This is a genomic window from Streptomyces sp. NPDC048606 (assembly GCF_040650855.1).
Taxonomy (GTDB): Bacteria; Actinomycetota; Actinomycetes; order Streptomycetales; family Streptomycetaceae; genus Streptomyces.
This window is the reverse complement of record NZ_JBEZIB010000035.1, coordinates 23,522-36,442: the sequence shown is the minus strand read 5'-3', so window position 1 is coordinate 36,442 and position 12,921 is coordinate 23,522. Positions and strand designations below refer to the sequence as shown.

General features: G+C 72.7%; 12 protein-coding genes. 6 read left to right on the top strand and 6 right to left on the bottom strand.

Annotated features, from left to right (window positions below; all coding sequences use genetic code 11):
- Positions 1-81: 81 nt before the first annotated feature.
- Genes AB0D01_RS30930 through AB0D01_RS30920 form a run of 3 tightly spaced genes read right to left on the bottom strand, consistent with a single transcriptional unit; the run spans position 82 to position 2,821 of the window.
- Entirely contained in the window at positions 82-756 is a 675-nt protein-coding gene (locus AB0D01_RS30930) for a L,D-transpeptidase family protein (RefSeq protein ID WP_363061143.1), read from the bottom strand.
- Between the two features lie 48 nt (positions 757-804).
- Positions 805-1,386: a pyridoxamine 5'-phosphate oxidase family protein gene (locus AB0D01_RS30925; protein WP_363061028.1), complete on the bottom strand. Its 582-nt coding sequence runs from the start codon at positions 1,384-1,386 to the stop codon at positions 805-807.
- Between the two features lie 7 nt (positions 1,387-1,393).
- Positions 1,394-2,821 carry a hypothetical protein gene (locus tag AB0D01_RS30920; RefSeq protein ID WP_363061026.1) on the bottom strand — a complete coding sequence of 476 codons (1,428 nt, stop codon included), beginning with the start codon at positions 2,819-2,821 and terminating at the stop codon, positions 1,394-1,396.
- A 175-nt stretch (positions 2,822-2,996) separates the two neighbouring features.
- Here AB0D01_RS30920 and AB0D01_RS30915 point away from each other — a divergent pair, with 175 nt between their 5' ends.
- Together AB0D01_RS30915 and argH are read left to right on the top strand one after the other, a co-directional pair.
- Positions 2,997-4,190 carry an argininosuccinate synthase gene (locus AB0D01_RS30915; protein ID WP_363061025.1) on the top strand — a complete coding sequence of 398 codons (1,194 nt, stop codon included), beginning with the start codon at positions 2,997-2,999 and terminating at the stop codon, positions 4,188-4,190.
- A 117-nt stretch (positions 4,191-4,307) separates the two neighbouring features.
- Positions 4,308-5,735: an argininosuccinate lyase gene (gene argH / locus AB0D01_RS30910; protein WP_363061023.1), complete on the top strand. Its 1,428-nt coding sequence runs from the start codon at positions 4,308-4,310 to the stop codon at positions 5,733-5,735.
- A gap of 52 nt (positions 5,736-5,787) precedes the next feature.
- Here the strand turns inward: argH and AB0D01_RS30905 are convergent, their stop codons facing one another.
- Both AB0D01_RS30905 and AB0D01_RS30900 read right to left on the bottom strand, forming a co-directional pair.
- The gene (locus AB0D01_RS30905; RefSeq protein ID WP_363061021.1) at positions 5,788-6,213 is read right to left on the bottom strand and encodes a hypothetical protein; all 426 of its coding nucleotides are present in this window, start codon (positions 6,211-6,213) and stop codon (positions 5,788-5,790) included.
- 290 nt (positions 6,214-6,503) lie between these two features.
- Positions 6,504-7,004, bottom strand: a complete 501-nt coding sequence (locus tag AB0D01_RS30900; RefSeq protein ID WP_363061020.1) for an HAD domain-containing protein — start codon at positions 7,002-7,004, stop codon at positions 6,504-6,506.
- A gap of 88 nt (positions 7,005-7,092) precedes the next feature.
- Here AB0D01_RS30900 and AB0D01_RS30895 point away from each other — a divergent pair, with 88 nt between their 5' ends.
- The 3 genes from AB0D01_RS30895 to AB0D01_RS30885 all read left to right on the top strand — a co-directional run bounded on the left by AB0D01_RS30895 (position 7,093) and on the right by AB0D01_RS30885 (position 10,730).
- Positions 7,093-7,641 carry a helix-turn-helix domain-containing protein gene (locus tag AB0D01_RS30895; protein ID WP_363061018.1) on the top strand — a complete coding sequence of 183 codons (549 nt, stop codon included), beginning with the start codon at positions 7,093-7,095 and terminating at the stop codon, positions 7,639-7,641.
- Entirely contained in the window at positions 7,641-9,185 is a 1,545-nt protein-coding gene (locus AB0D01_RS30890) for an MFS transporter (protein WP_363061016.1), read from the top strand. The genes AB0D01_RS30895 and AB0D01_RS30890 overlap by 1 nt, the downstream gene beginning before the upstream one ends.
- Positions 9,186-9,254: 69 nt before the next feature.
- Positions 9,255-10,730, top strand: coding sequence for a membrane-associated oxidoreductase (locus AB0D01_RS30885; RefSeq protein ID WP_363061014.1), 1,476 nt, complete (start codon positions 9,255-9,257; stop codon positions 10,728-10,730).
- A gap of 15 nt (positions 10,731-10,745) precedes the next feature.
- On the opposite strand, the gene AB0D01_RS30880 is transcribed toward AB0D01_RS30885, so the two are convergent.
- Positions 10,746-11,375: a lysophospholipid acyltransferase family protein gene (locus AB0D01_RS30880; RefSeq protein ID WP_363061012.1), complete on the bottom strand. Its 630-nt coding sequence runs from the start codon at positions 11,373-11,375 to the stop codon at positions 10,746-10,748.
- 298 nt (positions 11,376-11,673) lie between these two features.
- Here AB0D01_RS30880 and AB0D01_RS30875 point away from each other — a divergent pair, with 298 nt between their 5' ends.
- Positions 11,674-12,873 carry a glycerophosphodiester phosphodiesterase gene (locus AB0D01_RS30875; protein WP_363061011.1) on the top strand — a complete coding sequence of 400 codons (1,200 nt, stop codon included), beginning with the start codon at positions 11,674-11,676 and terminating at the stop codon, positions 12,871-12,873.
- The last annotated feature ends 48 nt before the right edge of the window (positions 12,874-12,921 follow it).

The following is a 12,921-nucleotide window of genomic DNA, read 5'->3' as shown; positions in this document are numbered from 1 at the left end:
CGGCACGCCGCCCGGACGCCCGGGACACGACGAAGGGCCCGCTCCGATCGGAGCGGGCCCTTCGCGCGTGGCGCGCCGGTCTCAGTAGCGGGTCACGGCCAACGGCCCGTCCTCGGTGCCGATCGCCAGGTGGGGGCGGCGGCGCGGGTCGGCCCAGCGCAGCAGGGCGCGCATCGCCCGTTCGGGGACGGAGACGCAACCGGCCGTCGCCCCCTTGCCGTCGACGTGCAGGAAGATGCCCGCGCCCCGGCCGCGTACGGGCCGGTCGTAGTTGAAGGCGACGACCAGCGCGTGCGCGTACTGCCGGCGGTAGGTCACCAGGTGCTCGGCCTCGCCGGGCGCGCAGTCGGAGGGCAGCGGTTCCACCCAGCGGTTGTAGCTCGCGGAGGCGTTGTCCTGGCACCACCAGGAGTCCCGGGTCACCCGCCGGTAGGCGTACCGCGTGCCGGCCGGCGCCGGAGCGATGCCGAAGGCGTACGGCAGCGCGTACAGGCCCGTCGGGGTGGTGCTCGTCCCCTGCACCCGGCCCGTCCCCTCGGCCAGCCCCTTCGCGCCGAAGCGGGCGGGCGCGCCGCCGGCCTCGTACCAGCGGCCGGCGCGGCGGTCCCACCAGGTGAGCCGGCCCGTCGTGGCCCCGGGCGAGGGCGCGACGGCGGTGATCAGCTGGCTGCCGCCGCCGGTGTCGGCGAGGCGGTGCGGCAACGGCGGCGGGCCGAGGGGGAAGGGGTCGAAGGCGGCGGGGCCGGAGGGGAGCAGGGCGGCGAGGACCAGCGAGCCGGTCAGCAGGGCGGTACGCAGCACATGTCAGACGGTACGGGGCGGGAGGGGCAGCGGCAGCGCAGGCAGGCCGTCGAGGCTGCTGCCGATGTGTTCCTTGCGCTCGCAGTACTCGGCGAACTCCTCGTCGCTCTTGCGGCCGAAGTGCTCCGCGTGGAGGGTGCGTTCGCCCTGGTACTCCATGAAGGGGACGGCGTACCCGCACACGTCGGCGATCCGGCGGGTGCGGACCACGATCACGGCGCGGGCGCCCGGCCCGTCGGCCTCCCCGAACAGGCCGATCAGGTCCGCCCAGCGCGGGTCGTCGCGGAAGACCGCCTCGCCCTCGCCGTGCACGCGCACGATGTGGGGCGGGCCGGAGAAGGCGCACCACATGAGCGTGATACGGCCGTTCTCACGGACGTACGCGATGGTCTCGGCGCCGCTGCCCCCGAAGTCCAGGTACGCCAGGGTGTGCTCGTCGACGACGACGAGCGTGCCCGCGCGGCCCTTGGGGGAGAGGTTGACGTGACCGTCCCCGGAGAGCGGGGCGGTCGCGGTGAAGAAGATCGGCTGCTCCTCGATGAAGGCGCGCAGCCGGCCGTCGATACGGTCGTGGAGTTTTCCCATGGTCGGATTATCCGTTCGACGGTCGGGTCGGGGGAGTGCGGTTCCACTCCCCGAGCCCCAACCGGCCCAGCCGCAGGGCCAGTCGGTACGGGTCGAGCACGTGCGCGGAGCGCAACAGGAGGCCGCCCAGCACCTCGCGGGGCGCCGCGGCCGTGAAGTGCGTCGGCTCCCACGACCGCACGGTCGCCTCGGCGAGACCGCGCAGGTCCGGGTCCCCGTCGTCCAGGAGGTCTACGGCCGTCCGGATCCCGTCGAGGCCGCCCCGCGCGAGCAGCAGCCGGAACGCCGCCCGGCGGGTGGCCGCCGGCCGGTCCGGGCCCGTCCGCACCACGAGCGCGGTGGCGTCCAGGCGCGGGGCGTCGGGGTTCAGGGCGCGTGCGACCCGGCGGACCACGGCCGCCGACGGGTCGTCGAGCAGCGGGAACAGCAGCGCGGGCTCGACCGCCTCCAGACCGGCGAGCCCGGCGACCGCCGCCGCCCGCACCCCCGCCACGGGGTGGTCGAGCAGCTCCCGCAGGACGGGCGCGGCGTCGTCCCGCCGGGCGCACTCGACGAACCCGCCGACCTCGCCCGGGGTGACCCGCCCCCGATCCGCGACCCGCCCGCGCAGGAAGACCAGCGGGTCCGCGCCGGCCTGCCGCGACGCCCACCGGGCGCAGGCCCGGACCATCGCGGAGCGGTCGCCGAGGTACGCCGACGCCTCCGCGGCCCGCTCGGCGCCGCGCAGCGCCGTCACCCCCGAGGCCCGGACCAACGCCACGCGCCCGCCGAGCAGCAGGTCGACGGCGCCCTCGTCGGGCGCCCCCGGGGCGGCGGCCCGGGCGGCCAGCGCCGCGTCGGCCCACAGGGCGGCGGTGAGCGGATCCCGTTCGGCGGCGGCCTCGCGCGCGAGGTCCCGTACGCCGAACCGGCCCGCGGCGATCTCCGCGCGCACGGCGAACCGGCGGGTCGAGTGGTCCGCCGAGGCCCGCACCGCGGCCGACGCCGCCGGACCCGCCATCCGCAGCGCCTCCTCGAAGCGGAGGACCGCCCAGCGGCCGTGTTCGCGCAGCCCGAGCCGCAGCACGAGCGGGGTCAGGGCCACGAGGGTGGCGACCGGGTCCCGCTCCAGGAACTCCTCCAGCACCCGTCGGGCCCGTTCCCGTACCGGCGGGGCCCAGTCGGCGCACCGGATCGCCACCGGTTCCGGCGTGGCGTGCGCGAGGCCGAGGGAGGCCTCGCGGACCCGCCCGTCGGGGTGGCACAGGAGCACCTCCAGGGGGGCGCCGACGGGGACGGGGGCGTACCGCCAGGCGGCGCGCACGGCCTGGTCGAACTCGATCCACGCGTGGGGCCCGTCGAGGGCGGCCAGGTGCTCCCGCACCGCCTCGCCCCGCTCCGCGGCCAGTGCCGCCGCCCGCCCCATCCGTACCTGGTCCCGCCTCGTCGCGGCCATCCTTTGCCCCTCCCCGTGTCCGTCGGTCGAGCGTAGGCGGCGGGAGAGCGCCGGCGCCTCCGGTTATCCGCGCAGGTCAGGGGTGGGGTCGACACGGCCCGGAGGCTCGATTGACGAAACATACGGAGTAGTGCATAGTTATGCCTGTCGTTGAATGCACCGTAAGGAGAAACCCGTGACCGAGCGCGTCGTACTCGCCTACTCGGGCGGCCTGGACACCTCCGTCGCCATCGGCTGGATCGCCGAGGAGACGGGCGCCGAGGTCATCGCCGTCGCCGTGGACGTCGGCCAGGGCGGCGAGGACCTGGACGTCATCCGCAAGCGCGCGCTCGCCTGCGGTGCCGTGGAAGCCGAGGTCGCGGACGCCAAGGACGAGTTCGCCAACGAGTACTGCCTCCCGGCGATCAAGGCGAACGCCCTCTACATGGACCGCTACCCGCTGGTCTCCGCCCTCTCCCGGCCGACGATCGTCAAGCACCTCGTCGCCGCCGCGAAGAAGCACGGCGCCGGCATCGTCGCCCACGGCTGCACCGGCAAGGGCAACGACCAGGTCCGCTTCGAGGCGGGCATCCAGGCCCTCGGCCCGGACCTCAAGTGCATCGCCCCGGTCCGTGACTACGCGATGACCCGCGACAAGGCCATCGCCTTCGCGGAGCGGGCCGAGCTCCCCATCGCCACCACCAAGAAGTCCCCGTACTCCATCGACCAGAACGTCTTCGGTCGCGCCGTCGAGACGGGCTTCCTGGAGGACATCTGGAACGCCCCGATCGAGGACATCTACGAGTACACCTCGAACCCGGCGACCCCCCGCGAGGCCGACGAGGTCGTCATCTCCTTCAAGGAGGGCGTCCCGGTCGCCATCGACGGCAAGCCCGTCACCGTCCTCCAGGCCATCCAGCAGCTCAACGAGCGCGCCGGCGCCCAGGGCATCGGCCGGATCGACATGGTCGAGGACCGTCTCGTCGGCATCAAGTCCCGCGAGGTGTACGAGGCCCCGGGCGCGATCGCGCTGATCACCGCCCACCAGGAGCTGGAGAACGTCACCGTCGAGCGCGAGCTGGCCCGCTACAAGCGGCAGGTCGAGCAGCGCTGGGGCGAGATGGTCTACGACGGCCTGTGGTTCTCCCCGCTCAAGCGGGCCCTGGACGGCTTCATCAACGAGGCCAACCAGCACGTCACCGGTGACATCCGGATGACCCTGCACGGCGGTCGCGCCGTCGTCACCGGCCGGAAGTCGGACGAGTCCCTCTACGACTTCAACCTGGCCACCTACGACTCGGGCGACACCTTCGACCAGTCCAAGGCCCAGGGCTTCATCGACATCTTCGCCCTCTCCGCGAAGATCGCCGCGCGCCGCGACCTCGCCTGACCCCCGGTCGTTACGCAGGAGCGCGCCACGCGCAGTACGGCAGTACCGAGACGGCCTCCCCGTTACCTCCGCGGCGGGGAGGCCGTCGCACACCCACCCTCATGAGGAGCAGTAGCTGTGAGCAGCAACAACGGTGACGTCCGGCTCTGGGGCGGCCGGTTCGCCGACGGGCCTTCGGAGGCCCTCGCGAAGCTGTCCGCGTCGGTCCACTTCGACTGGCGCCTGGCGCCGTACGACATCGCCGGCTCGCGCGCCCACGCCCGCGTGCTGCACAAGGCGGGCCTGCTCACGGCCGAGGAACTCGACCGCATGATCGACGGCCTCGACCGGCTCGAAGCCGACGTGGCCGACGGCTCCTTCGTCGGCACCATCGCCGACGAGGACGTCCACACCGCCCTGGAGCGGGGCCTGCTGGAGCGCCTGGGCGCCGACCTCGGCGGCAAGCTGCGGGCCGGCCGTTCGCGCAACGACCAGGTGGCCACCCTCTTCCGGATGTACCTGCGCGACCACGCGCGGACCATCGGCGGTCTGATCGCCGACCTCCAGGACGCCCTGGTCGGCCTCGCGGAGGCGCACCCGGACGTGGCCATGCCCGGCCGGACCCACCTCCAGCACGCGCAGCCCGTCCTGTTCGCCCACCACGTGCTGGCCCACGTGCAGTCCCTGTCCAGGGACGCCGAGCGGCTGCGGCAGTGGGACACCCGCACGGCGGTCTCCCCGTACGGTTCGGGCGCGCTCGCCGGTTCCTCCCTCGGCCTGGACCCGGAGGCGGTCGCCGCCGACCTGGGCTTCGAGCGGGGTTCGGTCGGCAACTCCATCGACGGCACGGCCTCGCGGGACTTCGTCGCCGAGTTCGCCTTCGTCACCGCGATGATCGGGATCAACCTGTCCCGGATCGCGGAGGAGATCATCCTGTGGAACACGAAGGAGTTCTCCTTCGTCACCCTCCACGACGCCTTCTCCACCGGCTCCTCGATCATGCCGCAGAAGAAGAACCCCGACATCGCGGAGCTGGCGCGCGGCAAGTCGGGCCGGCTCATCGGCAACCTGACCGGCCTGCTGGCCACCCTCAAGGCGCTGCCGCTGGCCTACAACCGGGACCTCCAGGAGGACAAGGAGCCGGTCTTCGACTCCTGCGACACCCTCGAAGTCCTGCTGCCGGCCTTCACCGGCATGATGGCCACCCTCACGATCAACGCGGAGCGGATGCGGGAGCTGGCCCCGGCGGGCTTCTCGCTGGCCACCGACATCGCGGAGTGGCTGGTCAAGCAGGGCGTGCCGTTCCGGGTGGCGCACGAGGTGGCCGGCGAGTGCGTCAAGGTCTGCGAGGCCGAGGGCATCGAGCTGGACCAGCTCACCGACGAGCAGTTCGTGAAGATCTCGGAGCACCTGACCCCCGAGGTCCGCACCGTCCTCAACGTCGAAGGCGCCCTGGCGTCCCGCGACGGCCGGGGCGGCACGGCCCCCTCGGCGGTCGCCGTCCAGCTCACCGAGCTGAAGGCCGACCTGGTCATCCAGCACGCCTGGGCGATCCACAAGCAGTAGTCGACGGGACGGGAGGGGCGGCGGGAACCCTGGGGTTCCCGCCGCCCCTTCGTCACGGGCAGACCACGGTGATCGAGAACGGTCGGTCGCTGTCCACGGCGGCGCTGCCGCCGGCGGACGGCGTCGCGGTCCGGATGAACAGCGTGTTCCCGTTCACCTGGCCGACCAGGATGGACGAGCTGCCGGGGCCGGGGTCGTTGCCCCCGTTGGTGTTGATGGTGCCGAGGAGGGCGCACCCGTTGAGGCCCGCGGCCGTGGTGATGTTGTAGCGGCCGATGCCGAACTTGTTGATCCCGGTGATGCCCTGGCCGCCGAGGACCTGGCCGTTGGCGGCGATCTTGGCCCAGGCCGTGGTGGTGGTCATGGCGGTGCGGGACGTGACCGTCGGTTCGGCGGAGGCGGAGGACACCGCGACCGCGCCGCCGACCGTGAGGGCGAGCGCGGCCGCCGCGAAGGTGAGCTTCCTGGATCCGTTCATGGTTCTCTCCCTGCGTGTGATGGATCGGTGCAGGTGGCCCACCCCGGGCAAGGGCTCACCGGGGAGGACTCTCCTCCCCCCGGACCCGCCGGCAGAAGGGGTGACGGCGATGCTCACCCCAAATGATCAAACCCCCCTCGAATGCGCACATTCGCTCGACGGTGGAATGCGCTCCGGCGCCCGTTGACGGTCGCGCATGATCGTCCGCGCCCTGGGTAAGGGGCCCCGAATGCCCGGCCGCCGGGTCCGCGCCCGTGGCCCCGCCGGCGCCCCGGCAGCCCCTACCGTCCCTACGCCGCCCAGTCCGCCAGCGCGTCGAAGTCCGGCCGGATCAGCCCGATCCGTTCGTCCACCCGCATCAGCAGCGTCCGCGCCGGGTACGTCCGGTCGACGTACTCGTGGTCCATGGTCGTGATGTCGTCGTCGATCCAGGCGAAGGGTCGGCCGGCCGCGTACGGGAGGATGTACTGCGTCTTCCAGAACGTGCCGCGCGGGGAGCGGCCGTGCATCACCGGCCAGTCGATGAAGGGCAGCCGCGGCAGGCCCAGGCGCGGGCCTATCCAGTCGTTCGCCTCGTCCTTCCAGGTGGTGGCCCACACGAGGTCGTAGAGGTCCGCGAGGGCGAGCAGCTCGGCGCCGTGGTCGGGGTTGAGCCAGACCCGCAGCGGTCGGCCCTCCGTGAAGCCCGTCGGGCGCATCCGGTGGGTGCCGTAGCCCTCGGGTCGGCGCTGGGCCTTGGCCGCGTAGGGGTTCAGCGGTCCGTCGACGTCGATCAGCAGCAGTGGCTTCATGTGATCAGCCTTTCTCTCGGCGGCCTCTCCGGCAGCCTGTTTTTCTTCGAATGAGACATCGACGTCTCATTTGGGGTACGCTCGTCTCATGGCCATGGATCGTGACCAGGTGCTCCGCGACGCGGCGGCCCTGCTCTCCCGCAAATCGACCGCCACGATGGACGAGGTGGCACGCGCCGCCGGCATCGGCAGGGCGACCCTCCACCGACACTTCGCCGGGCGCGACGCCCTCGTGCGGGCCCTGGAGGACCTCGGGATCCGGGCCTTCGAGCAGGCCTTCGACGCCGCCCGCCTCGACGAGGACACGGCGGTGGAGGCGCTGAGGCGGCTCATCGCCGAGGCGGAGCCCAACGCCGAACTGCTGGCCTTCCTCGTCACCGAGAACCAGCTCTTCGAGGGCGACCAGGTCAACGAGGGCTGGGCCCGCCTCGACGCCCGCGTCCTCGCGCTCTTCAAGCGGGGCCAGAACGAGGGCGACATCCGCATCGACCTGAGCCCCGCATGGCTCACCGAGGCCCTCTACGGCCTCATCGGCAGCTGCGCCTGGGCCGTGATGGACGGGCGGGTCGCCGCCAAGGACTTCCAGTACATGATCACCGAGTTGCTGCTCGGTGGAGCACGACGGAGTGTGGAGTGATGAGCCGTACCGAACAGCTGAACCGGCGCACCGGGGCGGAGGGGACCGGTCGAGGACGCTGGCTGGCGCTCTCCGTGCTGGTCCTGGCCGTCCTGCTGGTCGCGGTCGACGCCACCGTACTCGGCCTCGCCACCCCCGCCCTCAGTGAGGACCTCAAGCCGTCCGGCACCCAACTGCTGTGGATCGGCGACATCTACTCGTTCGTCATCGCCGGCCTGCTCGTCTCCATGGGCTCCCTCGGCGACCGAATAGGCCGCAAGAAGCTCCTCCTCGTCGGCGCCACCGCCTTCGGCGCCGTCTCGGTCCTCAACGCCTACGCGACCAGCCCCGAGATGATGATCGTCGCCCGGGCCCTGCTCGGCGTGGCCGGCGCCACCCTGATGCCCTCCACCCTCGCGCTGATCCGCAACATCTTCTCCGACCCGCGCGAACGCAGCCTCGCCATCGGCATCTGGGGCGCCACCGCCTCGGCCGGCGCGGCCGTCGGGCCCGTCGTCGGCGGAGCCCTGCTCCAGCACTTCTGGTGGGGGTCGGTCTTCCTCATCAACCTGCCCGTGATGATCGCCCTGGTCCTCGTCGGCATCCGGCTGCTCCCCGAGTCCAAGAACCCGGTCGCCGGACCCTGGGACCTCGTCAGCGTCGGCCTGTCCCTCGTCGGCGTCATCAGCGTCGTGTACGCCATCAAGGAGGTGGCCACCCACGGCCCCACCCCGGCCGTCTGGCTGTCCGCCGTCCTCGGCGCCGCCTGCCTGTACGCCTTCGTGCGCCGCCAGTTCGCCCTCACCTCCCCGCTGCTCGACATGCGCCTCTTCCGCCACCGCGGCTTCTCCGGCGCGGTCCTCGCCGACCTCCTGACCGTCTTCGGCCTCTCCGGCCTGGTCTTCTTCCTCTCCCAGTTCTTCCAGCTCGTCCAGGGCCGCGACCCGCTGGAGGCCGGCCTCGCCGAACTGCCCGCCGCCATCGGCGCGGTGGCCACCGGCCTGGTCGCGGGCCGGTACGCCCGCAGGTACTCGGTGCGCGTCATCGTCTCCGGCGGCCTCGCCGCCATCGGCCTGGCGCTCGGCGTGCTCACCGTGATCCACCGCGAGACGGGCTACCCGCTGCTCGGCGCCGCCCTCCTCGTCGTCGGACTCGGCGCCGGCTTCTCCTTCACCGTCACCGCCGACGTGATCCTCTCCAGCGTCCCCAAGGAACAGGCCGGCTCGGCCTCCGCCGTCTCCGAGACCGCGTACGAACTCGGCGCCGCCCTCGGCATCGCCCTGCTCGGCTCGGTCGTCACCGGCGTCTACCAGAGCTTCACCGCCCCCGCCTCGGTCCCCGCCCCGGTGGCCGACGCCGCCCACGAGTCCCTCGGCGGCGCGGTGGAGGCCGCCCGGGCCCTGGACCCGCAGACCGCCCACACCATGGTCACCGCCGCCCAGGACGCCTTCGTGGACGGCCTGCGGCTCGCCTCCGGGGTCGGCGCCGCCGTCCTGATCGCCACCGCGGTCGCGGCCTGGTTCCTGCTCAAGGGGCAGGAGCTCCAGGAGGGCGTCGAGCACTGACGTCCCGACAGCCGGATTCACCCCGGCCGGAGTTGACAGTGCGTTCGACGCCGGGACACCATCCCGGCGATGGAGATCACCGACCTCACCCCGGCCGAACGCCGCGTCGTCGACGCCTTCCCGCGCGGGGAGGGCGTCGACTTCCGCGCGGGCCCCGGGGAGACCTCCCACGACGGAGCCTCCTGGGGGCCCGAGCGCACCCTGCGCGCGGAGGTGCTGCGCTCCCTGCTCATCGGCGGCTCCGCCGAAGCGGGCCGGGTCGCCGGGCTCAAGGTCTACGGGGCGCGCATCGTCGGCAAGCTCGACCTCAAGTACGCGGTCGTCGACCACCCGATCCGGCTGCGGGGCTGCTGGTTCGAACGCAAACCCATGATGTACGGCGCCCAACTGCGCGCCGTCGTGCTCGGCGACTCCACCCTGCCGGGCCTGACCGCCGCGACCGTCCGCGTCGAGGTGGTGCTCCGGCTCTCCGGCTGCCGTATCGAGGGGCCCGTCCGGCTCGCGGGAGCGCGGATCGACGGCGGGCTCTTCCTCCAGGGGGCCACCGTCACGCCCGGCGACCAGGCCGACGAGGTCGACGAGCCGCCGCTCCAGCTCAACCACGCCGAGATAGGCACGGACATCATCGCCGACGGCCTCGCCGTGCACGGCGAGTTCCGCCTCAACGGCTCCACCGTCACCGGTCAGGTCAACCTCGACGGCGCCCGCCTGATCAACCCCGGCGGCATCGCCCTGCACGCCGAGACCCTGACCGTCGGCAGCGACCTGCGCGGTCACCGGCTACACGCCGAGGGCATGGTCAACCTCACCGGCGCCCGGATCCCCGGCCAGCTCGTCCTGCGCCGGGCGCGCCTGTCGAACCCCGGCGACGTGGCCCTGCGCGCCAGCTCCTCCGTCATCGGCGAGTTCTGGCTGCGCAAGTGCCCCACCATCGACGGGATCGTCAACCTGCGCCGCGCCCAGTTCGACATGCTGTGGATCGAGCCGAGCGTCTGGCCGTCCGCGGTCCGCATGGACGGGCTCACCTACCGGCTGCTGCAACCCCACCTGCCGGCCGAGGAACGGGTGCCGCTGCTGGAGCGCGAGGAGGACGGCTACCTGCCGTACGCCTACGAGCAGTTGGCCGCCGCGTACCGCACCGTCGGGGACGAGACCTCCGCCCGGACCGTCCAGCTCGCCAAACTGCGCCGCCACCGTCGCACCCGACCCCGGCACAGCCGGGTCTGGGGCCTGCTCCAGGACACCACGGTCGGCTACGGGTTCCGCCCGATGCGGGCCGCGGGCTGGCTGCTGGCGCTGCTGGTCACCGGCACGATCGCCTACGGGCTGCGGCCGCCGCGCGCGATGAAGGCCGGGGAGGCCCCCGACTTCAACCCGGTCTTCTACACCATCGACCTGCTGGTGCCCATCGTCGGCTTCGGGCAGGAGACCGCCTTCGCGCCGAGCGGCTGGTACCAGTGGCTGTCGTACCTGCTGATCGTGACCGGCTGGATCCTCGCCACCACGACGGCGGCGGGGATCAGCCGGTCACTGAGCCGACAGTGAGGCGGTGACGCCCGCTCAGGCCGCCTTGGCCTTGGTCGCGTACATGTCCACGTACTCCTGGCCCGAGAGCCGCATGACCTCCGCCATCACCGAGTCGGTGACGGCCCGCAGCACGTAGCGGTCGCGGTCCATGCCCTCGTAGCGGGAGAACTCCATCGGCTCGCCGAAGCGGACGGTGACCCGGCCCGGGCGCGGCATGCCGGCGCCGCCGGGCTGGAGCTTGTCGGTGCCGATCATCGCGAACGGCACCACGGGGGCGCCGGTCATCAGGGTGAGGCGGGCGATGCCGGTGCGACCCCGGTAGAGGCGGCCGTCGGGGGAGCGGGTGCCCTCGGGGTAGATCCCGAAGATCTTGCCCTCCTCCAGGATCCGTCGGCCCGTCATCAGCGCGGCGACCCCGCCGTTGGCCCCGTCGCGGTCCACGGGGATCATGCCGGCGCCGGTGAAGAACCACGCCATCAGGCGGCCCTTGAGGCCCTTGCCCGTCACGTACTCGTCCTTGCCGATGAAGTGGACCGTGCGGTCGCAGACCAGGGGCAGGATCATCGAGTCGATGAAGGTGAGGTGGTTGCCCGCGAGGATCACCGGACCGGTGCCCGGGATGTTCTCGATGCCCTCCACCCGGGTACGGAACATCATGCGCATGACCGGTCCGACAGTGGCTTTGATGAGCGCGGTACGGAACAACGTGAGCCCTCCGGCATCGAAAAGCGGCTTTCGCACCACACGGTGGTAGTGCAGGTGAGGACGATACTCGCGGGTCACCACTGATCGCACATCGGGTTCACGCACTGGATACGCAGTGTTGACGCGTGTTTCCGCCATGTTCCGTCGCAGCCCGCCCCCGGGTCACCTCCCGCTGCCTACGATCGCACCCCGATCCGGGCCGGACGGTGGCCGGAGATCCCGGGACCGGGGCCCTCGCGAACAAGGAGTGGCACTCATGACACAGGGTGGGGCAGCACGGCGCACGGTGCTGGGGGCGGCCGTCCTGGCCGCCGGGGCCGGCATGACCGCGATGACGGCCACGAGCGCCTCCGCGCGCGGCGTGGACGCGGACGGGGCGGCCGACGCGCCCGACGCCCGCGCGGTCGGGCGCGAGGGCGGCTACCGGGACCTGCCCTCCCCGACGGTCATCGGCCACCGGGGCGCGAGCGGCTACCGCCCCGAGCACACCCTCGGCTCGTACCAGCTCGCCCTCGACCTCGGCGCCGACGTGATCGAGCAGGACCTCGTCCCCACCAAGGACGGGCACCTGGTCTGCCGGCACGAGAACGAGATCGGCGGCACCACCGACGTCGCCGACCACCCCGCCTTCGCCTCCCGCCGCACCACCAAGACCATCGACGGGGTCGCGGTCACCGGCTGGTTCACCGAGGACTTCACCCTCGCCGAGCTGAAGACCCTGCGCGCCAAGGAGCGCATCCCCGCCGTCCGCCAGCGCAACACGCTCTACGACGGCCGCTGGGCCGTCCCCACCTTCGAGGAGGTGCTGCGCTGGGCCGAACGCGAGGGCCGCCGGCGCGACCGGCGCGTCTGGCTGCACGTCGAGACCAAGCACCCCACCTACTTCCGGGGCCTCGGACTCGGCCTGGAGGAGCCCCTGGCCAAGCTCCTGCGCCGGTTCCGCCGTGACGGCCGCGACGCCGCCGTCTTCCTCCAGTCCTTCGAGCCCTCCAGCATCCAGCGGCTGTCCCGCCTGGTGTCCGCGCCGCGCGTGGTGCTGCTCTCGGCCGCGCACACCCGGCCCTGGGACTTCGAGGTGGCCAAGGACCCGCGCACGGTCGCCGACCTGGTCAGGCCCGAGGGCCTGAAGTGGATCGCCGGCTTCGCCCAGGGCATCGGCCCCACCCTCGACCTCGTCGTCCCCCGCGACGCCTCCGGCGCCCTCGGCACCCCCACCACCCTGGTGCGCGACGCCCACGCCCGGGGCCTGGTCCTGCACCCCTACACGGCGCGCAACGAGAACAGCTTCCTGCCCGCCGAGTACCGCAAGGGCGCCGATCCGGCCGCGTACGGGGACTCCCTCGGCGCCCTGCGCCGGTACTTCGAGCTGGGCATCGACGGCATCTTCACCGACAACCCGGACACGGGCCTGCTCGCCGCCGAGGACTTCCGCCCCGGTCGCCGCGTCAACGGCTAGGCACGCGTCCCCGTACGGGTGGGCCGGGCGCGGCGGGGAAACCGCCCG

What these genes read in the sequence shown, in the direction of transcription:
- AB0D01_RS30885 (WP_363061014.1), top strand. Translation starts at nt 9,255, where the DNA reads ATGGAGATCACCGACCTCACCCCGGCCGAACGCCGCGTCGTCGACGCC.
- AB0D01_RS30925 (WP_363061028.1), bottom strand. Translation starts at nt 1,386, where the DNA reads ATGGGAAAACTCCACGACCGTATCGACGGCCGGCTGCGCGCCTTCATC.
- AB0D01_RS30890 (WP_363061016.1), top strand. Translation starts at nt 7,641, where the DNA reads ATGAGCCGTACCGAACAGCTGAACCGGCGCACCGGGGCGGAGGGGACC.
- AB0D01_RS30900 (WP_363061020.1), bottom strand. Translation starts at nt 7,004, where the DNA reads ATGAAGCCACTGCTGCTGATCGACGTCGACGGACCGCTGAACCCCTAC.
- AB0D01_RS30875 (WP_363061011.1), top strand. Translation starts at nt 11,674, where the DNA reads ATGACACAGGGTGGGGCAGCACGGCGCACGGTGCTGGGGGCGGCCGTC.
- AB0D01_RS30905 (WP_363061021.1), bottom strand. Translation starts at nt 6,213, where the DNA reads ATGAACGGATCCAGGAAGCTCACCTTCGCGGCGGCCGCGCTCGCCCTC.
- AB0D01_RS30880 (WP_363061012.1), bottom strand. Translation starts at nt 11,375, where the DNA reads ATGCGCATGATGTTCCGTACCCGGGTGGAGGGCATCGAGAACATCCCG.
- AB0D01_RS30895 (WP_363061018.1), top strand. Translation starts at nt 7,093, where the DNA reads ATGGCCATGGATCGTGACCAGGTGCTCCGCGACGCGGCGGCCCTGCTC.
- AB0D01_RS30920 (WP_363061026.1), bottom strand. Translation starts at nt 2,821, where the DNA reads ATGGCCGCGACGAGGCGGGACCAGGTACGGATGGGGCGGGCGGCGGCA.